The 25,701-nt window shown below is 61.5% G+C and carries 27 protein-coding genes; 21 read left to right on the forward strand and 6 right to left on the reverse strand.

Features of this window, described 5'->3' with window-relative positions:
* Positions 1-112 precede the first annotated feature (112 nt).
* The 3 genes from ABI582_RS15195 (at position 113) to ABI582_RS15205 (ending at position 1,798) form a co-directional block, all read left to right on the forward strand.
* Positions 113-412, forward strand: a complete 300-nt coding sequence (locus ABI582_RS15195) for a hypothetical protein (protein WP_442119585.1) — start codon at positions 113-115, stop codon at positions 410-412.
* 176 nt (positions 413-588) lie between these two features.
* Positions 589-1,161: a DUF1090 family protein gene (locus ABI582_RS15200; protein WP_442119586.1), complete on the forward strand. Its 573-nt coding sequence runs from the start codon at positions 589-591 to the stop codon at positions 1,159-1,161.
* Between the two features lie 322 nt (positions 1,162-1,483).
* The gene (locus ABI582_RS15205) at positions 1,484-1,798 is read left to right on the forward strand and encodes a DUF2388 domain-containing protein (protein WP_442119587.1); all 315 of its coding nucleotides are present in this window, start codon (positions 1,484-1,486) and stop codon (positions 1,796-1,798) included.
* A 59-nt stretch (positions 1,799-1,857) separates the two neighbouring features.
* Here the strand turns inward: ABI582_RS15205 and ABI582_RS15210 are convergent, their stop codons facing one another.
* Together ABI582_RS15210 and ABI582_RS15215 are read right to left on the reverse strand one after the other, a co-directional pair.
* Positions 1,858-2,562 carry an SDR family oxidoreductase gene (locus ABI582_RS15210; RefSeq protein ID WP_338746672.1) on the reverse strand — a complete coding sequence of 235 codons (705 nt, stop codon included), beginning with the start codon at positions 2,560-2,562 and terminating at the stop codon, positions 1,858-1,860.
* A 97-nt stretch (positions 2,563-2,659) separates the two neighbouring features.
* The gene (locus tag ABI582_RS15215) at positions 2,660-3,553 is read right to left on the reverse strand and encodes a LysR substrate-binding domain-containing protein (RefSeq protein WP_442119627.1); all 894 of its coding nucleotides are present in this window, start codon (positions 3,551-3,553) and stop codon (positions 2,660-2,662) included.
* A gap of 212 nt (positions 3,554-3,765) precedes the next feature.
* Between ABI582_RS15215 and ABI582_RS15220 the strand changes: the two genes are divergently transcribed.
* From ABI582_RS15220 to ABI582_RS15245, 6 genes are all read left to right on the forward strand, one after another.
* Positions 3,766-4,320, forward strand: a complete 555-nt coding sequence (locus ABI582_RS15220) for a helix-turn-helix domain-containing protein (RefSeq protein ID WP_338746673.1) — start codon at positions 3,766-3,768, stop codon at positions 4,318-4,320.
* A gap of 27 nt (positions 4,321-4,347) precedes the next feature.
* The gene (locus ABI582_RS15225) at positions 4,348-5,694 is read left to right on the forward strand and encodes a glutamine synthetase family protein (RefSeq protein WP_442119588.1); all 1,347 of its coding nucleotides are present in this window, start codon (positions 4,348-4,350) and stop codon (positions 5,692-5,694) included.
* Between the two features lie 74 nt (positions 5,695-5,768).
* A complete protein-coding gene (locus ABI582_RS15230; protein ID WP_258656018.1) occupies positions 5,769-6,542 on the forward strand; it encodes a gamma-glutamyl-gamma-aminobutyrate hydrolase family protein in 774 nt (257 codons plus the stop codon).
* A gap of 70 nt (positions 6,543-6,612) precedes the next feature.
* Positions 6,613-7,971 (forward strand): aspartate aminotransferase family protein, encoded by a 1,359-nt coding sequence (locus ABI582_RS15235; protein ID WP_442119589.1) that lies wholly within the window; start codon positions 6,613-6,615, stop codon positions 7,969-7,971.
* Between the two features lie 250 nt (positions 7,972-8,221).
* Entirely contained in the window at positions 8,222-8,776 is a 555-nt protein-coding gene (locus ABI582_RS15240; RefSeq protein WP_016485777.1) for a helix-turn-helix domain-containing protein, read from the forward strand.
* A 108-nt stretch (positions 8,777-8,884) separates the two neighbouring features.
* Positions 8,885-9,448: a GNAT family N-acetyltransferase gene (locus ABI582_RS15245; RefSeq protein WP_442119590.1), complete on the forward strand. Its 564-nt coding sequence runs from the start codon at positions 8,885-8,887 to the stop codon at positions 9,446-9,448.
* 74 nt (positions 9,449-9,522) lie between these two features.
* On the opposite strand, the gene ABI582_RS15250 is transcribed toward ABI582_RS15245, so the two are convergent.
* Positions 9,523-11,583 (reverse strand): TonB-dependent siderophore receptor, encoded by a 2,061-nt coding sequence (locus tag ABI582_RS15250; protein ID WP_442119628.1) that lies wholly within the window; start codon positions 11,581-11,583, stop codon positions 9,523-9,525.
* Between the two features lie 506 nt (positions 11,584-12,089).
* On the opposite strand from ABI582_RS15250, the gene ABI582_RS15255 reads away from it, so the two are divergent.
* The 9 genes from ABI582_RS15255 to ABI582_RS15295 all read left to right on the forward strand — a co-directional run bounded on the left by ABI582_RS15255 (position 12,090) and on the right by ABI582_RS15295 (position 21,318).
* Entirely contained in the window at positions 12,090-12,722 is a 633-nt protein-coding gene (locus tag ABI582_RS15255; protein ID WP_442119591.1) for a hypothetical protein, read from the forward strand.
* Between the two features lie 423 nt (positions 12,723-13,145).
* Positions 13,146-13,403 (forward strand): hypothetical protein, encoded by a 258-nt coding sequence (locus tag ABI582_RS15260; RefSeq protein ID WP_338746677.1) that lies wholly within the window; start codon positions 13,146-13,148, stop codon positions 13,401-13,403.
* Positions 13,404-13,528: 125 nt separating this feature from the next.
* Positions 13,529-13,816: a DUF3077 domain-containing protein gene (locus ABI582_RS15265; RefSeq protein WP_043198462.1), complete on the forward strand. Its 288-nt coding sequence runs from the start codon at positions 13,529-13,531 to the stop codon at positions 13,814-13,816.
* A gap of 176 nt (positions 13,817-13,992) precedes the next feature.
* Complete coding sequence (sfnG, locus tag ABI582_RS15270; RefSeq protein WP_442119592.1) at positions 13,993-15,087, forward strand: dimethylsulfone monooxygenase SfnG; 1,095 nt, start codon at positions 13,993-13,995, stop codon at positions 15,085-15,087.
* Positions 15,088-15,261: 174 nt separating this feature from the next.
* Complete coding sequence (locus ABI582_RS15275; protein WP_442119593.1) at positions 15,262-15,945, forward strand: B3/B4 domain-containing protein; 684 nt, start codon at positions 15,262-15,264, stop codon at positions 15,943-15,945.
* Positions 15,946-16,203: 258 nt separating this feature from the next.
* Positions 16,204-16,686 (forward strand): formate dehydrogenase subunit gamma, encoded by a 483-nt coding sequence (locus tag ABI582_RS15280; protein WP_442119594.1) that lies wholly within the window; start codon positions 16,204-16,206, stop codon positions 16,684-16,686.
* A complete protein-coding gene (locus ABI582_RS15285; RefSeq protein WP_442119595.1) occupies positions 16,680-18,239 on the forward strand; it encodes a formate dehydrogenase beta subunit in 1,560 nt (519 codons plus the stop codon). The genes ABI582_RS15280 and ABI582_RS15285 overlap by 7 nt, the downstream gene beginning before the upstream one ends.
* The gene (gene fdhF / locus ABI582_RS15290) at positions 18,236-21,118 is read left to right on the forward strand and encodes a formate dehydrogenase subunit alpha (protein ID WP_442119596.1); all 2,883 of its coding nucleotides are present in this window, start codon (positions 18,236-18,238) and stop codon (positions 21,116-21,118) included. Before ABI582_RS15285 ends, fdhF begins: the two co-directional genes overlap by 4 nt.
* Positions 21,115-21,318: a formate dehydrogenase subunit delta gene (locus ABI582_RS15295; RefSeq protein ID WP_019473176.1), complete on the forward strand. Its 204-nt coding sequence runs from the start codon at positions 21,115-21,117 to the stop codon at positions 21,316-21,318. Before fdhF ends, ABI582_RS15295 begins: the two co-directional genes overlap by 4 nt.
* A gap of 48 nt (positions 21,319-21,366) precedes the next feature.
* Here ABI582_RS15295 and ABI582_RS15300 read toward each other — a convergent pair whose 3' ends face one another.
* Positions 21,367-22,230, reverse strand: coding sequence for a universal stress protein (locus ABI582_RS15300; RefSeq protein ID WP_442119597.1), 864 nt, complete (start codon positions 22,228-22,230; stop codon positions 21,367-21,369).
* 157 nt (positions 22,231-22,387) lie between these two features.
* Between ABI582_RS15300 and ABI582_RS15305 the strand changes: the two genes are divergently transcribed.
* Positions 22,388-23,005 carry a tRNA-(ms[2]io[6]A)-hydroxylase gene (locus tag ABI582_RS15305; RefSeq protein ID WP_016500662.1) on the forward strand — a complete coding sequence of 206 codons (618 nt, stop codon included), beginning with the start codon at positions 22,388-22,390 and terminating at the stop codon, positions 23,003-23,005.
* 22 nt (positions 23,006-23,027) lie between these two features.
* Here the strand turns inward: ABI582_RS15305 and ABI582_RS15310 are convergent, their stop codons facing one another.
* Positions 23,028-23,348 (reverse strand): DUF883 family protein, encoded by a 321-nt coding sequence (locus ABI582_RS15310; RefSeq protein ID WP_442119598.1) that lies wholly within the window; start codon positions 23,346-23,348, stop codon positions 23,028-23,030.
* A 129-nt stretch (positions 23,349-23,477) separates the two neighbouring features.
* Between ABI582_RS15310 and ABI582_RS15315 the strand changes: the two genes are divergently transcribed.
* A complete protein-coding gene (locus ABI582_RS15315) occupies positions 23,478-23,741 on the forward strand; it encodes a hypothetical protein (protein ID WP_338746684.1) in 264 nt (87 codons plus the stop codon).
* A gap of 17 nt (positions 23,742-23,758) precedes the next feature.
* On the opposite strand, the gene ABI582_RS15320 is transcribed toward ABI582_RS15315, so the two are convergent.
* Positions 23,759-24,241, reverse strand: a complete 483-nt coding sequence (locus ABI582_RS15320) for an LEA type 2 family protein (protein WP_442119599.1) — start codon at positions 24,239-24,241, stop codon at positions 23,759-23,761.
* A 135-nt stretch (positions 24,242-24,376) separates the two neighbouring features.
* Between ABI582_RS15320 and ABI582_RS15325 the strand changes: the two genes are divergently transcribed.
* The gene (locus ABI582_RS15325; protein ID WP_442119600.1) at positions 24,377-25,501 is read left to right on the forward strand and encodes a sigma-70 family RNA polymerase sigma factor; all 1,125 of its coding nucleotides are present in this window, start codon (positions 24,377-24,379) and stop codon (positions 25,499-25,501) included.
* Positions 25,502-25,701: the final 200 nt, after the last annotated feature.

A 25,701-nucleotide genomic window follows, 5' to 3' on the forward strand; every position in this document is an offset into this window, starting at 1 on the left:
AAGCAGGTATGTGATATCGGTATACAGGGATATTCCTCGGGCCCCGTGCAGTGCCTCCATTGACTTTGTCCACGTGGAAGAGGGGGAGGGACTTTGGCGCGGCGTTGGAGATATGACGATCGACCCCAATGAAGGGGCGATTTATGTCTATTACAATGTGACAACCCCGCACGGTGTGAAGTATTTGTACGACAGACGCTTCGAGTTGTCGATGACGCACCTGGATACCTCGCGGTATCTCTTCAAGACACGTTCTATTTCAACATTCGATGGCGATACGGCGGGAAGTAATATTCCATTCATGGCCCGTGGTTTTCAAGGGGGCATCATGACCTTTAATGCGTTCTCGGATTTTGAGTACTATTTTAATGTGAATAACCTGGTGGTGGGGGTGTGCCACGTGCCGCGTTAGTGAATGTCGCGCGGCTTGGGCAGGTGCTCGTCCGTTGCCCGGGGGCTGCATTATCAGGGCAGGGTGGCGGTGTACAGGCGTTTGGTAAGAAAAAGTAAGGGCCAGTCGCCTGTTGAGATGGATAAGTAAGGCCAAGTAAGGTTGAAGTAAAGCCGGTCGCGTCATCGCGAGGTACTGTGCTGCTCAAGTTGAGCATGGTGCTCGATGGCCTGTACGTACAAGTACTCATGGCAGCGCACGTCTTGTTGGCGTTGCTGTGCGATGTGGCAAAATTCAGGTTTACAAGGCGTTCAGTTATGAATGGTCGAAGTGTTGTTGGCAAGCAGTTAGAAGGGTATCCGTACAGGAAGCACGTGCTGGGTATTCGTAGCGTGGGGGCAGCGCCTTTTTTACTGGGTGTATTCGCTGTGTTTGCAGTGTGTGACCTGTCTTTGGCTGAAGATAGAAAGAGCTGTGAACAGCGCAGGGACGAGATTGCTCACGAAAGGGAACAGGCAATACGGTATGGGAATATATATCAGCAGAGAGGGTTGGAAGCTGCGTTGTCCCGGGTTCAGCGGTACTGCCGTGATGATGAGCCGAGCTCAAAAGAAGAACAATTGTCTAGCGCACTGAAAGATGTTCACCGCAGGGAGGACCAGCTGGAAGCTGCGATAGAGTCCGGGTCTGCCAGAATGATTGAAAGATACAAAAGAAAACTGGAGCAAGCGCAGGAGCGACTGCGTAGCGTTTCAGGGGAAGAAAAGTAGTTGCATATTGTAGTGAGCGATGATCACTGGGGCGTTTGATGAAATCATTGATGTGTATGTGCCCGCTTTTATTTTCCTTTCTTGTTTCCGGTTGTACCGCGAGTGATTGGATTGAGGTGGCGGGCGGGGTCATGCAAGGGCGTGACGATTACAGTAAATCCCAGCGTGCTGAGCGCTTGAAGCGTGCTAATAATGCTGCTATGCGTATGAAGGGGAGAAACGTTGTTGAGTAATGCAATTAAATGGCTCGCGGGTGAGTGTAGTTAAGCGAAGGGTTGACGACGCTAACACTACTTTGGGTATATTCCATTCAGGTTTAGTAATGCGCTATATATTTTCCTTGTCCATCTGTTGTTTTTTGGTTTTTTCCAGTCCTGCGATGGCGATGAATGATTTCTGGGCCGAAACCCTCATCTCCAGCACGAGCACTGCAACCACCTACTTGACCTCGCGAGATAATAAGCTGATAGCAGCAACTCGAGATGATGCCAGCAGCTTTGTTGCGAGCGATGGCAATATCAAGGGGGTTTACCTTGAAGCTGCGATGGATAAATTTCGACAATCCCATCCGGACATAGCTATCAGTGATATGGCCTTGGCTCAATTCATACTGGCCTACGAGCAGTATTACCCTTGAAGAACACCCATGTTGCATAAACCGAAGGCCGCAGCAGCGCACACTGCGGCCACAGGCAATCACACGCTGCGCGTCAGGCCGCCGTCTACCTTGATGTTCTGCCCGGTGATGTAGGCAGCGCCTTCGCTGGCCAGAAACGCGATGGTGGCGGCGATTTCCTCGCTGGTACCATAGCGTTTGAGCGGCACGCTGTCGCGGCGTTGTTCGGTGGCTGGCAGGCTGTCGATCCAGCCGGGGAGGACGTTGTTGATGCGCACGTTATCCCCGGCAAAATTGTCGGCGAAGATCTTGGTGAACGCAGCCAGGCCCGAACGGAATACAGCAGAGGTCGGGAACAGCTCATTCGGCTCGAATGCCCATGCGGTGGAAATGTTGATGATCACGCCACCCTTCTGGCGTTGCATGTAAGGCGTTACCAAGCGGGTCGGGCGGATGACATTGAGCAGGTAGGTGTCCATGCCCTTGTGCCAGTCTTCGTCACTGATTTCCAGGATCGGCGCGCGCGGACCATGGCCGGCGCTGTTGACCAGCACGTCGACGCGGCCCCACTTTTCCACCACGGCGTCGACCAGGCGTTTCAGGTCATCAACTGACTGGTTGCTGCCGGTTACGCCAATGCCGCCAAGTTCGGCAGCCAGTGCTTCGCCCTTGCCCGAAGAGGAAAGGATGCCAACCTTGAAGCCGTCAGCGGCCAAGCGCCGTGCTGCTGCCGCGCCCATACCACTGCCACCGGCCGTGATAATCGCTACTTTTTCTACTGACATGCTGCCTCCAACGTGAACGGGTGATTGCTTAGGTGCAATCACCTTAGCAGCAGCCCCAGCGGTGAGGGAGGCAGGCAAACTTTACCGTGGCAGTAGATTAACTATTGTCAGCCTGTTGCTTGAGCCAGCGCTGTACAACGCTTAGCGACTCAGGCTGCTGCAGCTTGCGTGGCCACACCAGATAGAACGACTTATCGAGCCTGAGCTGCTGACCGAAGACCTGCATCAGCCTGCCCGCAACGATTTCATCGCTGACGAACGCCAGGCTGGCCAAAGCAATGCCTTGACCACTGATGGCCGCGTCGATGGCCAATGAAGTCTGATTGAACCGCAGGTTTTTCGCAGTCGGTTGGGTGTGTTGCGGGAACACTGCAGCAAGGTACTGAGGCCAGAAATTATGGGCATCGTGCAGCATGATGAATTCTTGAAGCTGGGCAAAGCTGGCCGGGGCATGAGTGCCTTCAAACAGCTTTGGGCTGGCCACGGCGACGATGCGCTGCTCCATCAATAGTTCGCTGTTCAAACCCGCGCCAATTTCGGGCTTGCCATAGCGCACTGCGATATCCACGCCATCGGTGCTGAAGTGCGACAGCCGATCTGTGGCCAGTACACGCAGATCGATGTCTGGATAGGTTTGCGCAAAGCTGCCCAGCCTGGGAATAAGCCACTTGGAGGCAAAGGTAGGGGTAACGCTGACGGTCAGGTGAGAGGTTTGTGGCCGTAGCAGGCGGGTTGCCTCATCGATCATCGCCAAGGCGCTGCGAATGCTGCCGCTGTAACCCAGGCCGGCATCGGTCAGCGCCAGGCCCCGGGGCAGGCGCTCGAACAGGCGAAGGTTCAGGTTCGCTTCCAGCCCGCGTATCTGTTGCGCGACTGCAGCCTGGGTCACACCCAGTTCCTCGGCAGCCACGCGGAAGTTCAGGTGGCGGGCAACCACTTCAAACACGCGTAACGCGTTAAGCGGGGGCAATTCTGGGAAACCGTTTGGCATGACGAGGGCAATGGCCGGGCTGGGAAGATTCACCGCCGAGGCTACTCCCTGAGCACCTTTAAAGAAACCCGCGGCACCGTTGCCAATCCGGATCCTTGCACCCCAAACCCTCTGTTCGCTGCTGCACAAATCAGAGTTCGGCTTGACTCGTGAAAATTTTCATGTAATTTTTCATGAAAAATAACTCTAAAAATTTCACGGCAGCCCAATCGATGAAGATGCACGAAGAGGTTGAAGCCCTCGCGATCCTTATTCACGACCTGCGCAAATTCAAGAACCTGACCCTGGGCGAGCTGGCCGAGCGCATCAATCGCTCGGTCGGCTTCCTTTCTCAGGTCGAACGCGGTGTTTCGCGCCCTACCGTGGCGGACCTCACTGCCATCAGCGAAGCGCTCGGCGTATCCACCGCGTACTTCTACAACCTGAGCAAGCCCCGCAGCATTGGTTGGGTCACGCGCCCCCACGAGCGGCGCACGCTTTACCTGGAGTCGGGCATTACCGATGTGCTGGCTTCGCCCACCATCGCCGGTGCCTTCGCCATGCTCGACAGCCATCTGGAGCCAGGCGCCACCAGTGGCGAGGCGTACCTGAGTGACCGTTCCGAGCAGGGTTGTTTCGTGCTTGAAGGCGAACTCACGGTATGGCTGGACGACAGCGAGGCCGTGACCCTGCAGGCCAACGACTGCTTCCAGGTGCAACCCCACGCGCAGTTCCGTTACGCCAACCTGACGGCAAAACCCACCCGCGTGCTCTGGGTCTTCAATTGAATTCGTTCACCTCACAAGGATAAGAAGATGAGTGTCATCTTTGCGGATCTGCTGGCCGAAGTGCGCTCGTTCCGAGCGGAGCACCCAGAAATTCGTTATGTCGACCTGATTGCGCTGGATATCCCCGGGCACTTCTACGGCAAGCGCTACCCCATGGACATGCTGGAAAAGGTTGCAGCCGGCGCGCCGCTGAAGCTGCCGCAGAACTGCGTGTTGTTGGGTACCCAGGGTGGCCTTTACCCGATTGGCGATTACTGCTTTGCCGACGGCGACCCGGATGCTGTCCGGCGCCTGGTGCCGGGTACCCTGAAGCCGGTGCGCTGGGAAAAGGAAGTGATTGCCCAGATGCTCATCACCTCCGACGGCACCGCCAAGCCTATCGAGTTCGAGCCCCGTGAAGTGCTGGCCCGCGTGATTCAGCGCCTGGCCAAACGCGGCATACGCCCGGTGGTGGCGTTCGAGCTGGAGTTCTACCTGTTCGACCGCAAGCTCGACAACGGCCTGCCACAGTACCCACGCGACACAGCCACCGGGGACGAGGACGACCAGCCGAACATGCACATCGAGCGGCTTTCACGCTTCTCGTCGGTGCTGCACGAGATGGTCGATGGCGCCAACGAGCAAGGTGTGCCGGCAAACGTCATCACCGCAGAGCTGGGCCCTGGCCAGTTCGAGATCAACTTCTCCCACAGCGACGATGCCCTGAGCGCGGCGGACTGGTCGGCGCTATTCTGCCGCAGTACCCGCGGTATCGCCATGAAGCACGGCTACCGTGCCAGCTTCATGAGCAAGCCGTACCTGGACGCGCCGGGCAGCGGCATGCATGTGCACGTCAGCCTGTATGACGCCGCCGGCAACAACATCCTGGCCGGCGCTGAACAACGCAAGCTGCGCCATGCGGTGGCGGGGTGCCTGGAGCTGCTGCCGCACTGCATGCCGATCTTCGCCCCCAACCACAATGCTTACCGGCGCTACGGCGCCATGGTGAACGCGGCTAGCAAGGCCAGCTGGGGCTTCGAAGACCGTGATGCGTGCATTCGCATCCCCGAATCCGACCCGCGCAACCTGCGCATCGAACACCGCATCGCCGGTGCCGATGCCAACCCGTACCTGGTGTTGGCGGCCATCCTGACCGGCATGGAGCACGGCCTGGACCGCGGTGTCGAGCCCATCGCCCCGCTGAACGAAAACCGTCAGAGCGGCATCGACTTCCCCAAGGATGCCCTCAGCGCCCTGGCCGCCATGCGTCACCACCCGGTGGTCAACGAAGGCCTGGGCAGTGAGTTCGTGATGGTCTATTGCGAAAACAAATACCAGGAGCAACTGGACTTCATGCGCTACATCGATGCCCGCGAATACCGCTGGTTCCTGTAGGTGCCGAGTTCGCACAGCGACGCTGCACCCTCCCTTTCAACACAACGCGCAATATGGATTTGCCGGAGGAAGATATGCCACGTGTGCCCGTTATCGGCATTACCGCATGCACCAGCATGATCGAGCTGCATGCAACCCAGACCATCAGCGAGAAGTATGCGCGCGCGGCAGCCAAGGCAGCGTGTGGGCTGCCCATCGTGATTCCCAGCCTCGGTGAACTGATGGACAGCGCCGATATTCTCGACGTGGTGGATGGGCTGATCTTCACCGGTTCGCCGTCCAACATCGAGCCGTTCCATTACAACGGCCCGGCCAGTGCTGAGGGCACCCATCACGACCCGTTGCGTGATGCCACCACCTTGCCGCTGATGCGTGCGGCCATCGCCGCCGGCGTGCCGGTGCTCGGCATTTGCCGTGGCTTCCAGGAAATGAATGTGGCACTGGGCGGCACTCTGCACCAGAAGGTCCACGAGACCGGTGTGTTCATGGACCACCGCGAAGGCAAGGGTGAGCCCATCGACAAGCAGTATGGGCCACGCCACACCATGCATGTAGAGCCCGGCGGCCTGCTCGACCGCATGGGCTTGCCCGCGGTCTTCGACGTCAATTCCATCCATGGCCAGGGCATCGATGTACTGGCCCCGGGGCTACGGGTGGAAGCGCTGGCACCCGATGGCCTGGTGGAAGCGATTTCGGTCGAGAACGGCAAGGGGTTTGCCCTGGCCGTGCAATGGCACCCCGAGTTCCAGGTCATGGACAACCCGCATTACCTGACCATCTTCCAATCCTTTGGCAAGGCCTGCCGGCACCGCTCGGTACTGCGCCAGAGGCTGTTGCTGTCGGCCTGAACAGCGACCGTTCCCAACTATAAAAAGTACCCGCGCAGCCCGGCTGCGCACCTTGATGGAGTAGAAGTCAATGAGTGAAAAGAATTCGCAGACCCTTGCCTGGCAATCGATGAGCCGCGACCACCACCTGGCCCCGTTCAGCGATGTCAAACAACTGGCCGAGAAAGGCCCACGCATCATCACCTCCGCCAAGGGCGTGTATCTGTGGGACAGCGAGGGCAACAAGATTCTTGATGGCATGGCGGGCCTGTGGTGCGTGGCGGTCGGCTACGGCCGCGATGAGCTGGCCGAAGTTGCCAGCCAGCAGATGAAGCAGCTGCCTTACTACAACCTGTTCTTCCAGACCGCGCACCCGCCTGCGCTGGAGCTGGCCAAGGCAATCGCCGACGTGGCGCCGCAAGGCATGAACCACGTGTTCTTCGCCGGCTCCGGCTCCGAAGGCAACGACACCGTGCTGCGCATGGTGCGCCATTACTGGGCGCTGAAGGGCAAGAAGAACAAGAACGTCATCATTGGCCGCATCAACGGTTACCACGGGTCTACCGTGGCGGGCGCAGCCTTGGGTGGCATGAGCGGCATGCACCAGCAGGGCGGGGTGATCCCGGATATCGTGCATATTCCGCAGCCATACTGGTTCGGCGAAGGCGGCGACATGACCGAGGCCGAGTTCGGCGTGTGGGCGGCCGAGCAGTTGGAGAAGAAGATTGTTGAAGTTGGCGTGGACAACGTTGCCGCCTTCATCGCCGAGCCGATCCAGGGCGCCGGTGGCGTGATCATTCCGCCGCAAACTTACTGGCCGAAGGTCAAGGAAATCCTGGCCAGGTACGACATCCTGTTCGTTGCCGACGAAGTGATTTGCGGTTTTGGCCGTACCGGTGAGTGGTTCGGTACCGACTACTACGACCTCAAGCCCGACCTGATGACCATTGCCAAGGGCCTGACCTCTGGTTACATCCCCATGGGCGGGGTGATCGTGCGTGACGAAGTGGCCAAGGTCATCAGCGAAGGTGGCGACTTCAACCACGGCTTCACCTATTCCGGCCACCCGGTGGCGGCTGCGGTGGGCCTGGAGAACCTGCGGATTCTGCGTGACGAGCGGATCATCCAGCAGGTGCACGATAAAACCGCGCCATATCTGCAACAACGCCTGCGTGAACTGGCCGACCACCCGCTGGTAGGCGAAGTGCGCGGCCTGGGCATGCTCGGCGCGATCGAGCTGGTGAAAGACAAGGCCACCCGTGCCCGTTACGAAGGCAAAGGTGTCGGCATGATCTGTCGCCAGCACTGCTTCGACAACGGCCTGATCATGCGCGCCGTGGGCGACACCATGATCATCGCGCCGCCGCTGGTGATCAGCATCGAAGAGATCGACGAGCTGGTGGAAAAAGCCCGCAAGTGCCTGGACCTGACCTATGAGGCTCTCCGGTAAGGGCAAAGCACATCTTCCAAACCTGGCGCGGTTCTGTAGGAGCGGCCTTGCGTCGCGATAGGGCTGCCCAGCAGCCCCGGGATCTTAGGGTGGATGCATCGATTGCCGGGGCTGCTGCGCAGCCCTGTCGCGACACAAGGCCGCTCCTACAAGGGGCCGTGTCAGCCGCTGTGTGAAGCAATTTGCTTTGTGAGATGAATCATGTACTTTTCAGGGCATTATTTTCCCGTCTGAAAGTCGCGATTCAACTATGAAAGTGCACGAAGAAATCGAAGGCCTGGCAGTACTGATTCGCGACCTGCGCAAGTTCAAAGGCCTGACGCTGGGCGAGCTGGCGCAGCGTATCGGCCGTTCGGTGGGTTTTCTGTCTCAGGTCGAACGCGGCGTATCGCGCCCGACCGTGGCCGACCTTACGGCCATCAGCGAAGAGCTCGGCGTCTCGACCGCCTACTTTTACAAACTGGACAAGCCCCGCGAGCTCGACTGGGTTACCCGCCCTCACGAGCGGCGCACGCTGCACCTGGCCGGTGGCATTACCGATGTGCTGGCATCCCCCACGATAACGGGCGCGTTCTCCATGCTCGATAGCCACCTGGAGCCAGGGGCGAGCAGTGGTGAGGAGTACCTGGACGACAGCTCGGAGCAGGGCTGCTTCGTGCTTGAAGGCGAGCTGACTGTGTGGCTGGGTGGCGGCGAGCCGGTCACGCTGCGCGCCAGTGACAGTTTTCAACTGCAACCCCACGCCAGTTTTCGCTACGCCAACCTCACCGACAAGCCTACCCGCGTGCTTTGGGTGTTCAGCTGAGAGGCGTCTGGATGCAGGTCACATAGGTAAGCCGTTATCCCGCTCGACAACAAACGACCCATCGCAGACTATCAGAAGCTTCCACAAGGATGCCCAGGAACGAATGCCATGGATTGCCTGCCGACGCTGTATACCGATCGCCTTGTACTCACGCCCCTGCGACTGGAGGATGCGCCTGCAATCCAGAAGTTGTTCCCGCAATGGGAAGTTGTCCGCTACCTCGATCGTCGCGTCCCATGGCCATATCCGGAGGACGGTGCGCTGGTCTATGTGCGGGATATCGCCCTGCCTGCCATGGCTGCGGGCCGTGAATGGCACTGGATGATCCGCCTGCGCAACGAGGCGGAGTGCACCATTGGCAGCATCAGTTTGTATGAGCAGCCTGGAAACAACAGAGGCTTCTGGCTTGCGCCGCAGTGGTGGGGCATGGGCTACATGCGCGAAGCCTGCAGGGTCATCAACGCCTATTGGTTTGAGGCGTTGTCACGCCCGCTCATGCAGGTTCCCAAAGCCGTTGCCAACCATGCCTCGCGCAGGGTTTCAGAGCATGAGGGCATGCGTAGGGTGAGTACCCGTGATGGATATTTTGTTTCTGGGCCAATGCAGGTCGAGGTATGGGAGCTGACACGCAGTGAGTGGCTCGACGGGTCGAAAAACCGCTCACTAGCTTGAGCATTCTGGTCACTCGACCAAGACAAGCCATCACTGGATGCCGTTCAGTGCGCCGCTACACAGTATGGGCGGGGTCAATATTTCCAGGTCACCGAAGCCGTCAGGTTGCGGGGTGCACCGTAGCTGGCGGTTGTCGCGTTGTTGTACAGCGACAGCAGGTATTTGCGGTCGGTGACGTTGTTCAGGTTCAGCGACGTGCTCCAGTTGCTGTCAATGTCGTAGCTGGTCATCAGGTCAACCAGGCCGTAGGCGTTCTGGTGGATGGCGCTGTTGGTGTCGTTCTCGACGCCAGTCTGCCAGCTGACACGGGCGCCAACCTTCATCTGTGGCAGGGTCGGCAAGCGGTAAGTGACCATGCCGCGCAAGCTGTGGGCCGGCACATATTTGCGCGCACGCTCGCCGTTGTCATCGTCAATACGTACATAGGTGTAGCCGGCGAGCAGGTCGAGCCCCGGCGCCACTTCGCCGGACGCCTGCAACTCTACGCCGTGGCTCTTGAAGTCGCCCGGTGTGTAAACCTCTTGAACCCCGTCGAATCCGGCATCCACAGCCACGTTGCGCTGCTCGGTCTTGAACAGCGCAGCGGTCAGGTGCAGGCGCTCGTCCATCACGCTGCCTTTTACCCCCACTTCCATGCTCTTGCCTTCCAGTGGGTCGAGCAGCTTGCCGTCGGTACCGACCACGTTGTATTGCGGGTTGTAGATCTTGGTCCAGCTGCCGTAGATGCTCCATGCCTCGTTCAGGTCGTAGACCAGGCCGGTGTAGGGCGTGACTTTGCCATGGGCGCGCGTGGAGTGTTCTGAACCGTAGCTCTCACCCTTGCCGTCGGCGCTGAGCATGCGTGCACCGGCTATCCAGTGAAGGTTATCGGCCAGGTTGAAGCGCGCACCGGCGAATACGCTTTTTTGCGTGTCCTGGAAGTTCTGCGCCAGGTCGTCACTGGTGACGCCAAACGAGGGCATTGGCGTATTGCCCGCCAGGATGCCCGAGAACGAAGTGTTGAAGAAACTGCCATGCTCCAGGTCTTCGTCATACTCCTGGCCTTTTTGGTGCGTGCGCCCGTACGCGGCCCCGAAGGTCAACTGGTGCTCGCGACCGAACAGGCTGAACGGGCCTTGCACCTTGGCCTCGCCCAGCAGTTGGTGAGCCTCGCTGCGGGTGTGGTTGGCATACGCGTCGGCTACATCACCGGAGACGCCACCTACATAAAGCATGTTGGTGTTCTGCTTTTCCTGCTGCCCGGTGGCCGTGAGCGTGGCGTTCCAGTCATTGCCGAAATCATGCTTCAGCTCGACGAAGGCCCGCTGGGTGTGCAGGTTCCAATAGGTCCACGGCTGGCCGATGCTGTTGCTGCGCCCGCTGTAGTGGATGGCATTGCCGTCATTGTCCACCAGTGGCAGGTTGCCCCAGGTGCTGCCGTTGGAGTCACTGTTGTGCTGGGAGAAGCCCACGGTCACGGTGTCGGCGTCGGACACATCGAACGCCAGCAGGCCGGCAGCAACGTTGCGCTCGTGGCTGTAGCGGTCCATCCATGAGTTGCCCTTGTCGTGGGAGTAGATGAAGCGGCCGCGCACATTGCCGCTGTCGGTCAGCGGGCCTGCAACATCGACGTCGATACGGCGGCTGTCCCACGAGCCGACGCTGGTGTCGACCTGCGCCTGGAAGGTATCTGTCGGGCGTTTACGCACGAAGTTGACCGTGGCCGACGGGTTGCCGGCACCACTCATCAAGCCATTGGCGCCGTGCAACACGTCGATCTGCTCGTACTCGGCCAGGTCCTGGTCACCTACCAACGTGCTGCTTACGAAAGGCAAGCCCATGCCGTCGTACTCGAAGGTGTCGATGTCGAAACCGCGCGAAGTGAATTCGGTACGGTCGGTTTCGGTTTGCTCGACGGTTACCGACGGTGCTGCGCGCAGTGCGTCCTTGATACCGGTGATCTTGAAATCGTCCAGCGCCTGGCGGGTGATGGTTGTCACGCCCTGCGGGGTCTGCTTGTCGGTCAGGCCCAGTTTGGTGGTGCTGGATGAAGCCCTGCCTTCGTAGCCCTGGCTCACGCCATCCACCACTTCGCTCGTGCTGTCGATCTGGGTCGCGGGCAGGGTGAGGTTGTCGGCGGCATGAACGACAGGCATGGCGCTGCATGCGCCGACCAGCAGGAGGCGGGCAGGGAGATGACGTTTCACGGGGAATTCCTGAGGCGGGGGGCTGGTAAAAGGGTTACAGATTTCGTGCGAATGAGAAGCTACATCAAATGAGAAAATATATTGATAAATAATGTTTCATGCTTCTTCACTCTCGCGCGGTTGGGCCTCAATGGATGGCACATGGGAGCGGCGACCCCGGACCTTGCTCCGTAACTGTGGGAGCGGGTTCACCCGCGAAGAATGCGACGCGGTGTATGACATCGGGTTGCCTAACGCATACGCGTATATGGGCAGCCGCCAGCAACCATAAAAGCGTTGAGTCTTCGCCCGAACCCGTAGGCGTGCCGCTGGTCGCTTTGGCTTCGCAAGCGGTAGATTCCATTCTGGTTTGTACGATAAATTTCGTACTGGCAGCGGTGATGTATGACAATTGGGTTCAGAGAGGCCCGGTGCGCAGAGATAGCTGCGCTTGAATCAGCGGGAGTACCCAGATCATGAAGATTCTGTTCGAAGGGGATAGCGGAAAAGCACTGTGCGAGCAGTGCCAGGCAGTGGTGACCACTCGCTATGCCCGCCGGGATGTACCGTTCAGCGATGGCAAGGGTGTGGCCAGGGACATACTGGTGGGCGTGTGTACCCGTTGCGATGGCGTGGTCGCCCTTCCACCGCAATCCACACCAGCCATTCATGAGGCGCGCAAGCAGCAGCTCAAGTCTATCGAGGCACGCTTGCCGGCGGTCTACGTGGACGTGCTGGATGCGGCCATGCATGCAGTCAGCAGCGACGCCGGGGCCAATTTACGCAAGTTGTTTCTGGCCCACTATGTTCAGCGATTGGCGCAGGTTCAGCAGGGGGGGCGATTGCGGGCTGCGCACCTGGCGTTCATCCAGGCGTTGGATGAGCAGCGGGAGCAGCGAGGGCTTGCAAGGTCCAACGCAACCCGGCGGTTGTCGATGAAGGTTAATCCGCACATGGCAGAGGACATGCTTGCGCTTCAACAACAAACAGAGATGAACCAGACCGAGTTGCTGAAGGCAGTGATCGCCCTGATCCAGGCGGATGTGCTCGAAGAGCGGGACGAGGGAGTGATTCTGGCTCTGCAGCGGCTGGCGCGGTTGGCGGTTTAGTCAGCACTGAACATTGTCGCTTTGCGTGAGGCAACCACGCACAGGGCTCTTGGTTGGTCCGCCACATTCTTTGTCGTTCCTACACGATAGAGCCAGATTTTTCCCCTTCCATGTAGGCCGTTTCTGAATCATCCTTTTCAAGCCGTTTCACCATTGCGATGGAAACCTGATCTCCCTAGTCTCGACCTGTCGTTGCAAATTCAACGACCGGGTCTGCAAGCCCGGGGAAGTATCGAAAGCGTGTTCACCATCGAGCTATTGGCCTGCGCCAATGGTCGTGCTTAATGGTGGCTGCGTGCGGGTGACCTTCGGGTCAGCCGGGTTTTCTCGATCTTCCCCGGTCTTGCAGGCCCGTACGCAGCCGCCACCCATTCTCTGCAAGGGATGGGGTGTGGTTTTCTCTCACGAAATCGAGATGTGACCATGCTCAAAATTGTCCCGGATCCACCCGTTTCCTCAGACCCTTCGCACCACCTGGAAGACACCCTGATCCAGGCCACGGAATACGTCCTCTGCGCCTTGTCCGTAGGCCATCACGCCATCTCCACGCTGCCCAAGTCTCCCGCCACCGTCATGACCTTGGCGGTGATGCATGAAGTGGAGGCTGTGCGCTCGTTACTGGAGTCGGCGATTGCGCAGGTGCAGTTCAAAGGCAAGCCGCAAATGCATACCTTGCATTGATTGGCTGAAATCAAGTTTTGCCAGCGGTGGATGGCGCGGGCTGCGCCCGTGTTCGCGGGTGAACCCGCTCCCACAGGATAGTGGAGGGCAGTACCACTGGCTGGCAGATTCAGAAGAGGTTCAAGATGGACAAGGAGTTGGATGACGACACCGGCACCCTTGGGCTGACCGTAGGCTCGGCCACTTTCCTGGACGGTATCATTGACGGCAAGAAGCTGTTCCGTGTCGAGCCCGGCAACTGCTGTGACCATGCTGTCGAGCAGGCCTCTGTGCTGATGGATTGCTCGCGGCGGGCATCGTTTATCGGGGTAATGGACAACGAACCGGTGCTGGTCTGGGCCTCGCACTTTCTCTGCGACATGGCCAAAGCCTTGATGGATGACGCTCACATGGGCATGCGCAAGAACCGGTGAGCCAGCAACAAGCGGCGATGTTGCGCAGGCAACAGTGATCCGACAGCGTGTTTGATCACATGCAGCCAGCATCGCCGACTAATTCCATTAACCCGTTGAAAGTAAAGCAATCCAGCCGTTGGCATGCTTGCTGCTCCTGCCTCCTTGCACCCCAAGCATTCTCAAGGAGCTTCCCCATGAGCCACGCCCCACTCAAGTTCGCCTACTGGGTCCCCAACGTCAGCGGTGGCCTGGTGGTCAGCACCATCGAGCAACGCACCAGCTGGGACATCGACTACAATCGCAAGCTTGCGCAAATCGCTGAAAAAGCTGGCTTCGACTACGCCCTGTCGCAAATCCGCTTCACCGCCGGCTATGGTGCCGACAACCAGCACGAGTCGGTCACCATCAGCCACGCGCTGCTGGCTGCCACGGAAAAGCTCAAGGTCATCGCCGCCATCCTGCCAGGGCCGTGGAACCCGGCGCTGGCGGCCAAGCAGTTGGCCAGCATCGACCAGTTCACCCATGGCCGCATCGCCATCAACGTGGTCTCGGGCTGGTTCAAGGGCGAGTTCCACGCCATTGGTGAGCCGTGGCTGGACCACGACGAGCGCTATCGCCGTTCCGAGGAGTTCATCCGCGCGCTCAAGGGCATCTGGACGCAGGACAACTTCACCTTCAACGGCGACTTCTATCGCTTCCGTGACTACAACCTCAAACCCAAGCCGCTGCAGCAGCCGCACCCCGAGATCTTCCAGGGCGGCAGCTCGCGTGCGGCGCGGGACATGGCCGCGCGGGTGTCGGACTGGTACTTCACCAACGGCAACAGCGTGGAAGGGATCAAGGCCCAGGTCGATGACATCCGCGCCAAGGCCGCAGCCAACGGCCACTCGGTCAAGGTGGGGGTGAATGCCTTCATCATTGCCCGCGACACCGAGGAAGAGGCGCGGGCGGTGTTGCAGGAAATCATCGACAAGGCCAACCCCGAGGCGGTTCGGGCGTTTGGCAACGAGGTAAAGCACGCCGGGGCTGCCAGCCCGGAAGGCGAGGGCAACTGGGCCAAATCCAGCTTCGAGGACCTGGTGCAGTACAACGATGGCTTCAAGACCAACCTGATCGGCACGCCGCAGCAAATTGCCGAGCGTATCGTTGCACTGAAGGCGGTAGGGGTGGACTTGATCCTGTCCGGCTTCCTGCATTTTCAGGAGGAAGTGGCGTACTTTGGCGAGCGCGTATTGCCGCTGGTGCGTGAGCTGGAAGCCGGGCGCGGCGTAGACAAGGCAGTGGCCTGAGGCCTGTACCGAATGGCCGGGGGCGCTTTGCGCCCCTTTCCGGCCGGTACGGCGCCCGGCATGGCTGCTCTCGCGGGGCATTAGCCTGGCTTATGCAGGGTAAGCAGATATCACTTTTCCAACGTCAGCTTTCAGCGGCATTCTGCTTGCTCCATACCCCGCACGAGCCTGCCAATGCCCTCCGTCATCCCGTCCATCGCCCCTGCCATTTCAGAACTTGCACCAGGCTTTCGCGCCCTGAGCATTGTTGCGCACGCCGCACCGATCCAGCAGCCACAGGTTGCCAGCCAAGCGCTTGAGCAAGCCTGCACGACGGTGCTGGCGGGTGGGCCTGCATGGGCTGATGCGCACCTGGCTGCCTGGGCCGAAGTGTTTCAGGCCTTTGGCGCCAAACCCAAGCGTACACCGTGTTCTGCCGATGCCCTGCGCAAGCGGGTGATGCGCGATGGCAGCATGCCGGGCATCGACCCGGTGGTGGACCTGTACAACGCCATCAGCCTGCAGTACGCGGTGCCGGTCGGAGGCGAGAACCTGGCCGCCTATAAAGGCGCGCCACGTTTGCTGGTTGCCGATGGCTGCGAGCTGTTCGACTGTTACAAGGATGGCGTGCTGGCCAACGACCCGCCTGCACCGGGCGAGGTTGTATGGCGTGATGACCACGGCGTGACCTGCCGGCGCTGGAATTGGCGCCAAGGGGTACGCACGCGGCTGGATGCCGATGCGCAGCAAATGTGGTTCATTCTCGAGAGCTTGCCGGCGATGCCCCTTGCTGCCTTGCATGAAGCAGGGGAACGGTTGGTGGATGGGCTGCGGCAGATGATGCCTGGGGTACTCATCGAAGCACCTGTACTGCTCTGAAACCTCGCCTACCGCGCAGGGGGCGTGCCCTTGGCGTCGGTTTCAGGATGCGCCTGGTCGTTCGCACGCAACCCCCTGGCCCCACAAGTGCCATGCTTGCAGGATGCCTTCGGACCAGCGTGCGCAGATGCGCGGCCGTGGGCGAGGAGGCCGTCGGCGCCGCGCAACCGTGACGTGGCCGACGCGCCGCAGCAGAACACGCCGGATACCTGCCCCCACAACAATTCAGGCGGGGTCCGTGATGCCGAGGTCCGCTGTATGCCTGATGAATTGCTCCACCTGCCCGTGATCCAGCGCATTCTGGCTCGCGACAAGGACGCACCCGGTGCCTTGTTGCCTATCCTGCATGCCATCCAGCACGACATCGGTTTCATCCCCGACGCTGCTGTCCCCGAAATTGCCCATGCCCTGAACCTCAGCCTGGCTGAAGTGCGCGGGGTGATCAGCTTCTACCACGACTTTCGTACCTCGCCACCGGCGCGCCACACCTTGCGCCTGTGCCGCGCCGAATCGTGCCAGAGCCGTGGCGCCGAGGCCCTGGCCGCGCAACTGCGTGATCAGCTTGCACTGGACGACCATGGCACCAGCGCCGACGGTGCCATCAGCCTGCGCCCTGTTTACTGCCTGGGCGCCTGTGCCTGCTCGCCAGCGCTGGAGCTGGACGGCCAGGTGCACGCGCGGCTTACCCCTGAGCGCCTGCGCGCTCTGGTGACCGCTTGCCGGGAGGACGCAGCATGCTGAAGCTCTACATCCCGGGCGATTCGGTGGCCCGTGCCGTAGGGGCCGACCAGGTTGCCGATGCCTTGCAGCGCGAGGCCGAGCGCCGCCAGTTGCCGCTGGATATCCAGCGCACCAGCTCTCGCGGGCTGTACTGGCTGGAGCCGCTGATCGAGTGCGACAGTGCGCAAGGGCGCCTGGGTTTCGGCCCGGTTACTGCGCAAGACGTGCCCGCTTTGCTCGATGCCCTGGCCGGTGAGCCAGGTGGCCACTCGCTGGCGTTGGGGCTGGTCGAAGAAATCCCTTACCTGAAAAGCCAGCAGCGGTTGCTGTTCGCCCGCGCCGGCATCACCCGCCCATTGTCGCTGGACGACTATCGCGCCCATGGCGGTTTCGCCGGCCTTGAAGCGGCCGTGGCCCTGAACGGTGCCGAAGTGGTCGCGGCCGTGCTCGACTCCGGCCTGCGTGGCCGTGGCGGTGCGGCGTTCCCTGCCGGTATCAAGTGGCGCACCGTGCGGGACGCCGGCGCTGGGCAGAAGTACGTGGTATGCAACGCCGACGAGGGCGACTCTGGCACGTTCGCCGACCGCATGCTGATGGAAGGCGACCCCTTCCTGCTGATCGAAGGCATGATCATTGCCGGCCTTGCCGTGGGGGCCGACAAGGGCTACATCTATGTGCGCTCGGAATACCCGGATGCCATTCGCGTGCTGGGCCAGGCCTTGACCATTGCACGTGAGGCCGGCTTCCTCGGCACTGACATTGCCGGCAGCGGCCAGGCGTTCGACCTTGAAGTGCGGGTGGGTGCCGGCGCCTACATCTGCGGCGAAGAAACTGCGCTGCTCGAATCCATCGAAGGCAAGCGCGGCATCGTCCGGGCCAAGCCGCCACTGCCCGCGCTGCAAGGCCTGTTCGGCCTGCCCACGCTGGTGCACAACGTGCTTACCCTGGCTTCGGTGCCCACCATCCTGGCCAAGGGCGCGGCGTTCTATCGCGATTTCGGCATGGGCCGCTCGCTGGGCACCATGCCGTTCCAGCTGGCCGGCAACATCCGCCAGGGGGGACTGGTGGAACGTGCCTTCGGCCTGACCCTGCGCGAGCTGGTGGAGGGTTATGGCGGTGGTACGGCCAGTGGCCGGCCGCTGAAGGCTGCGCAGGTCGGCGGCCCGCTCGGCGCCTGGGTACCCCCCAGCCACTTCGACACCCCGCTGGACTATGAAGCCTTCGCCGCCATGGGCGCGATGCTTGGCCACGGCGGTGTGGTGGTGGCCGACGATACCCTGAACATGGCCAGCATGGCGCGCTTCGCCCTGCAGTTCTGCGCCGAAGAATCCTGCGGCAAGTGTACCCCGTGCCGCATCGGCTCCACGCGGGGCATGGAAGTGGTCGACCGGTTGATCGCAACGACTGATTTCACCGAGCGCCACGACCAGGCCCTGTTGCTGCGCGACCTGTGCGACACCATGCAGTACGGCTCGCTGTGCGCCATGGGCGGCATGACTGCCTACCCGGTGGCTAGCGCCCTCAAGTACTTCCCCGCCGATTTTGGGCTTACCACCACGGAGGCCGCGCAGTGATCAATTTCTTCGACCCCGCTTCTGATAAAAGCAGCGACCTCGGTACCCCGGCCCGTGACAGCGACGTGCAGGTCAGCCTGAGCATCGACGGCCGTGCCATCAGCGTGCCTGCCGGCACCTCGGTGATGCGCGCCGCGGCCATGCTCGGCACCAGCATCCCCAAACTGTGTGCCACCGATAGCCTCGAAGCCTTCGGCTCATGCCGCATGTGCATGGTGGAAATCGACGGCATGCGCGGCTACCCGGCGTCCTGCACCACGCCGGTCAGCGAAGGCATGGTGGTGCGTACCGAAACGCCACGCCTGGCCGGCCTGCGCCGCAACGTGATGGAGTTGTACATTTCCGACCACCCGCTGGACTGCCTGACGTGCTCGGCCAACGGCAACTGCGAGCTGCAGACCGTTGCCGGCCAGGTGGGCCTGCGCGAGGTGCGCTACGGCTACGACGGCGCCAACCACCTGGCCGAGAAAAAGGACGTATCCAACCCGTATTTCGATTACGAGCCCAGCAAGTGCATCGTTTGCAGCCGCTGCGTGCGCGCCTGCGAAGACATCCAGGGCACCTTCGCCCTGACCATCACCGGCCGCGGTTTCGAGTCGCGGGTGGCGGCAGCGGGCGGCGATAACTTCCTCGCTTCCGAATGCGTGTCGTGCGGCGCCTGCGTACAGGCCTGCCCAACAGCGACGCTGACGGAAAAGAGCCTGGTACAGCTTGGCCAGCCCGAGCGTTCGGTGATCACGACCTGCGCCTACTGCGGTGTCGGTTGTTCGTTCCGCGCCGAAATGAAAGGCGACCAGCTAGTGCGCATGGTCCCGGACAAGAACGGCGGCGCCAACCACGGCCATGCCTGCGTCAAGGGCCGCTTTGCCTGGGGCTACGCCACCCACCCGGACCGCATTACCAAGCCGATGATCCGCAAGCGCCTGGAAGACCCGTGGCAGGAAGTGAGCTGGGACGAAGCGGTAACCTACGCTGCCAGCGAGTTCCGCCGCATCCAGCTCAAGTACGGGCGCGATTCCATCGGTGGCATCACCTCCAGCCGCTGCACCAACGAAGAAGCCTACCTGGTGCAAAAACTGGTACGCACGGCGTTCGGCAACAACAACGTCGATACCTGCGCGCGGGTGTGCCACTCGCCCACCGGCTATGGCCTGAAACAGACCCTGGGTGAATCGGCCGGCACGCAAAGCTTCGATTCGGTGATGCAGGCCGACGTGGTGCTGGTGATTGGCGCCAACCCCACCGACGCTCACCCGGTGTTCGGCTCGCAGCTCAAGCGCCGCCTGCGCCAGGGTGCGCGGCTGATCGTGATCGACCCACGGCGCATCGACCTGGTCGACTCGCCGCACGCCCGCGCCGAACTGCACCTGCAATTGCGCCCGGGTACCAACGTGGCCATGCTCAATGCCCTGGCCCACGTGATCGTCACCGAGGGCCTGCTGGCCCAGCGTTTCATCGATGCCCGCTGCGAAACCGAAGACTTTGCCCGCTGGCGCGACTTCGTCAGCCAGGCAGACAACGCCCCCGAGGTGCTGGGCCCGGTGTGTGGCGTGCCCGCCGAGCAGATCCGCGCCGCGGCGCGCCTGTATGCCACCGGTGGCAACGCGGCCATCTACTACGGCCTGGGCGTGACCGAGCACAGCCAGGGCAGCACTGCGGTGATGGGCATCGCCAACCTGGCCATGGCCACCGGCAATATCGGCCGTGAAGGGGTAGGGGTGAACCCGCTGCGTGGGCAGAACAACGTGCAGGGTTCGTGCGACATGGGCTCGTTCCCCCACGAACTGCCCGGCTATCGGCATATTTCCAACGAGGGTGTGCGCGCCGAGTTCGAGCGCGCCTGGGGCGTGACCTTGCAGCCCGACCCGGGCCTGCGCATCCCCAACATGTTCGAGGCGGCGCTGGACGGCAGCTTCAAGGCCCTTTATTGCCAGGGCGAGGATATCGCCCAGAGCGACCCCAACACCCAGCACGTCACGGCGGCCTTGCACGCCATGGAATGTGTGGTGGTGCAGGACATCTTCCTCAACGAAACGGCCAAATTCGCCCATGTGTTCCTGCCGGGCAGCTCGTTCCTGGAAAAGGACGGCACCTTCACCAATGCCGAGCGGCGCATTTCACGGGTGCGCAAGGTGATGGAGCCGCTAGCCGGCAAAGCCGACTGGGAAGGGACCGTAGCCCTGGCCAACGCCTTGGGCTACCCGATGAACTACCGCCACCCGTCCGAGATCATGGACGAGATTGCCCGCCTGACCCCGACTTTCCGCCGCGTCAGCTACGCCGAAATCGACCGCCATGGCAGCCTGCAGTGGCCGTGCAACGACGCCGCGCCCGACGGCACGCCGACCATGCACATCGACCAGTTCGTGCGTGGCAAGGGCCGGTTCATGCTCACCGGCTATGTGCCCACCGACGAAAAGGTCAACAACCGTTACCCGTTGCTGCTCACCACCGGTCGCATCCTCAGCCAGTACAACGTCGGCGCCCAAACCCGGCGTACCGGCAACGTCGCCTGGCATGACGCCGACCGCCTGGAAATCCACCCGACCGATGCTGAAAGCCGAGGCATCCAGGACGGTGACTGGGTGGGCATCGGCAGCCGCGCCGGGCAGACCGTGCTGCGTGCGAAGGTCAGTGCGCGGGTAGCGCCGGGGGTGGTGTACACCACGTTCCACTTCCCCGAGTCGGGGGCCAACGTGATCACCACCGACAACTCCGACTGGGCCACCAACTGCCCGGAGTACAAGGTGACGGCAGTGGAAGTGGTGAAAGTGTTCCAGCCATCGCAATGGCAAAAGCGCTATCAGGACTTCAGTGACGAACAGCGGCGCTTGCTGAAGGAACGCCGTACAGCGGAGCAAGCCGAGGTGCGCCGATGAGCAGCGACAACCTGGTCAAGATGGCCAACCAGATTGCCCATTACTTCGACAGCGAACCAGACCGGGCGCTGGCGGTGCAGGGGGTGCGCCAGCATTTGCAAAGCTTCTGGACGCCGGCCATGCGCCGGCAGCTGGCAGAATGGATCGAGGCCAATGCAGGAGAGGGGCTGGACCCGAAGGTGCTGGAGGCTATGCCGTAGCGGATTGGCGCGGTCCCTACAGGGACCGCGCCAATTGTGGACCTTGCGTCAGCCGCGGGCTAATTCGGCCTGGTGGGCGATGGCTTCCTCGCTCTTGAGCACCAGCACATCCCCCTCAAGGGCATCCAGCACCACCTCCGAGGTATTGCCAATCAACGCCCCGGAAATCCCCTTGCGGCACACGGTGCCGATCACCGTCACCACCGCATCAAGCTTCTTCTCGGTAAAGGGGATCAGCACATCCGCCGGCCCTTCAGCCACATGCAGGCAATCGTCGCTGATGCCATATTCAGCCTGGAACGCCTTGCACGCATCGCGGTAGCGCTGCTCGATGGTCTCGCTCAGCTGGTATGTCGGATCGGAGGCCGACAGCATTGGCGACGGATGGGCGCTGATGACATGCAGTTCGCCCTTGGCCAGTTTGGCAATCTCGAAGCCATGGTCGATGATGCTGGCATGCAGGCGGCGATGGTCTTCGTCCTGGTTGCCTACGTCCACCGCGGCCAGAATCTTGCCACCGGTCCACGGCCGTTCGCTCTTGACCATCAGCACGGCACACGGGCACTGGCGCAGCAGCTTCCAGTCACTGGGGGTGAGCAGGGCTTTTTTCAGCGGGTTGTCCGGGCGGTGTTCCTTGATCACCAGCTCGCAGCCCTCGGCCTGCTGCACATAGATGATGGTGTCGTGCAGGTTGTCGCGCCAGGCCTCCTCATGGGTGACGTTGTCGTACCCGTCATCGTGCAATTGGCTACTCAGCAGGCTAAGCAGTGCAGTGTGGTCATGCTTCTTGTCGCACATCAGCAGGTGCAGGCGTGCGCCGGTGACGCCGGCGATCAGCTTGGCCCGGGTCAGCGCCCGGCTGTGGGCGTGCTCGGGGTCGAGGACGACGAGGATGCTGCGGACGGCTTGCATGGGCGTTAGCTCCCTTCAAAGGTGGCGACCGATGCCTGACTATAGACGGCGCGCCCGCCGCTGGCGCTTGATGTACATCAACAAGCATAGTCACTGGCGCCGCCCGCCGCCGCCGGTATAATCGCCAGCCCTGCCTGTTCTGTGTGGTTGCACGCTTATGTCCCTGATCCCCGAAATCGATGCCTTCCTCGGCTGCCCGACGCCAGACGCCTGGATCGAAGCGGCGCTCGCCGACCAGGAAACCCTGCTGATCGACCACAAGAACTGCGAATTCAAGGCCGCGAGCACCGCCTTGAGCCTGATGGCCAAGTACAACACCCACCTCGACCTGATCAACATGATGTCGCGCCTGGCCCGCGAGGAGCTGGTGCACCACGAACAGGTGCTGCGCCTGATGAAGCGCCGTGGCGTGCCTCTGCGGCCGGTGTCGGCGGGCCGCTATGCCTCGGGGCTGCGCCGCCTGGTGCGCGCCCATGAGCCGGTCAAGCTGGTGGACACGCTGGTGGTGGGGGCGTTCATCGAGGCGCGCAGTTGCGAGCGCTTTGCCGCGCTGGTGCCGCACCTGGACGAAGAATTGGGCCGCTTCTATCACGGCCTGCTGAAAAGCGAAGCGCGCCATTACCAGGGCTACCTGAAACTGGCGCACAACTACGGTGATGAGGCGGACATCGCCCGCCGGATTGAACTAGTGCGCGCTGCAGAAATGGAGCTGATCCAGTCCCCGGACCAGGAACTGCGCTTCCACAGCGGTATCCCGCAAGCGCTGGCCGCCTGATTCGCACCAGGCGGCCCAGGCTTCAGTTGCGCCGCCCCAGCAGCAGGCCCACCACCAGCCCCAGGCCGGCGGAAATGGCGACGGTCTGCCAAGGGTGGCCGCCGATGTAGTCCTGGGTGGCGTCCACCACCGGTTGCGCTTTGTCGCGCATAGTGCCAGCGGCCTGGCGCGCCTGTTTCAGTTTCAGGCTGACCTGCGCTCGCAGGGTTTCTGCTTCTTCGCCCACCAGGGTGGCACTGTCGTTCAGCAGTTTTTCCGATTCTTCGATCAGCGATTGCAGTTCGCTGAATACCTGGTCCTTGATTTGATCGCTGTCCGCCAGTGTGGCGTTTTTACGGGCCATGAACTCGTCCTCGTTGATGGGGTGGTGTGAACAATGGATGCCGCTGCGTCGGGAAAGTTGCGGCGGCTTTCCGATGTTGCGTTACCTGGGTGTAAGATAGCGGCCATTTTCAAACCTGCAGGTACCTTCATGAGTTTCAATCTGGCCAACATGAGCTTCGAGGAACGGGCGCAGATCGAGGCAGAGAAGGCGCGGCTGTTCGAGATGTGGCAGAGCAGCCTGGGCAAGGCCAAGGGCGATGCGGCCCGGCTGATCGCCGAAAAGCCCCGGCGCAAGGGTAAATGGGCCGAGTGGGTGCGCGCCGAACTGGACGCCATGTCGCCGCCCGAATACGCCAGCATGGTGCGCAGCGAAGTCAACAAGCTGATGGCCGCTGCCAGCGCCAGCCGCTGATTACCCCTGGCGGGCGCTTACCAGTTCGCGCCTTTGGGCAGGTCCAGCTTGCCCTCGTCAGTAAAGCGCACGGTCCCCAGCAACCCGCCTGCCAGCTTGCCGCGTAGCTTGTAGGGCAAACCCTTCAGCGAGTCCACCGTGCCCAGCCCATAGGCCTGGCGCAGGAAGGAAAACGCCGTGATGCTCACCGGCACCACGATCACCGCTTCGTCATAGCGGCCAATATGCCCCTGCTGGTCGCTGACCCCGGCGGCCAGCGGCTGGCCGTTCACTTCCAGGTTCAGGGCAATGCCGTTGTAGTCGATCGGCGACTCGTTAGGGTTTTGCACGCGCATTTTCACCGCCATGCGCAGTTCCAGTTCCTGCCCGGGCAGCGGCTCGATGCCGATCACGCTGATGTTGACCGGGTCGCGTGGCTGGAATAGCGCGCAAGCGCCCAGGCCATAAGCCATCAGCAGGACGAGAAACAGGCGGGTACAGCGGTACAGGCGGGCAGTCATTGAGGGCGACCTTGCCGGAGTGGGCGAGTAGTCAGTGTGGCAAATGCGCGTCGGCGTTGAAAGTGTCCTTGCAGATGAAAGATACTGTTTCTCATTAACGCCCGATAACTCATCCCACTGGCTGTTCCCAAACCCATGCTGACGTCACCCGTGTCGGGCCTGCTGGCGACTTTCCAGGAGCATTACGACGACCTGTTGCAGTTTCTGACCCGGCGCATGAGCGACCGCCAGCGCGCTGCGGACGTGGCGCAGGAAACCTACCTGAAGCTGGTGAAAGTCGATGCCCAGGCGGTGCCGGTGCTGCACGCCCGCAGCTTCATCTTCCGCGTGGCCGGTAACCTGGCAATTGATGCCTTGCGCCGCGAGCAGCGCCTGGCTGCCAGCCATGACGACTGTGACGGGACCGGTGAACTGGCCTGCCCGGCGCCAGCGCCCGAGGCGATGTTGCTGGCCCGGGAGCGCCTGCAAATCCTTGACGATGCGCTGCTGAAACTGCCCGACAATGCCCGCCAGGCGTTGTTGCTGAACCGCGTCGAAGGCATGACCCAGGCGCAGATTGCACAGCGGCTGGGGGTTTCCGAGAGCATGGTGGCCAAATATATCGGCCAGGCCCTGCGCCATTGCCGCGACTGGCTCAAGCAGGCCGGTGTGGCGGCCTCCGTGGTGTTGCTGGTCGCCGCTGTGGCGGGTTGGCAGCAGGCACCGGTGTTGTTGGCCGACTACCACACCGCTGTGGGTGAACGGCAGGTGATTACCCTGGCGGACGGCACGCGGGTGACGCTGAACAGCGCCAGTGCGCTGAGTGTAGTGTTCAGTGAGCACGAACGCCGGGTGGTGCTGGCTGCCGGTGAGGCCCTGTTCGAGACCACGGATGATCCGCGGCCGTTTGTGGTCGATACGGCAGGCGAGCGGGTGCAGGGCGGTGCCGCCACCTTCAGCGTGCGTCGCGATGGCCGCGTGGTGTTGGCACGCGGTGAAGCCAAGGTCGGCGAACATGAACTGGCGGTGGCCGCCGATGCCGGTGCGCAGATGGCCTGGCAGCGCGGCAAGCTGATCTTCAACGGCAAGCCGCTGGGGCAGGTGCTGACGGAGCTTGAGCGTTACCGGCATGGGCGCATCGTGCTGTCTGATAGCAAGCTGGCGGCGATGGAGGTGAGCGGGGTGTTTGACCTTGACGAGCCTGAAGCACTGCTGCGCACGCTTGAGCAGCGGTATGGGCTGAAGGTTACCTATCTGCCGTGGTTGGCTGTGGTTCATTGATCAGCCTGTGCCGGCCTCTTCGCAGCACAAGGCTGCTCCTACAGGCATGTGCGATTCCTGTAGGAGCAGCCTTGTGCTGCGAAGAGGCCGGCACACAAATAAAAATATTTTCCAGTTGGCACTGCAAGTTCCTGCAAGCCAGATCGTCGTAGTGGGACTGATCAGCAACCCATTCTCATTTACGACTTGTCAGGAAGCTC

Source organism: Pseudomonas sp. SAS7 (assembly GCF_052112345.1).
GTDB classification, from domain to species: domain Bacteria; phylum Pseudomonadota; class Gammaproteobacteria; order Pseudomonadales; family Pseudomonadaceae; genus Aquipseudomonas; species Aquipseudomonas putida_Q.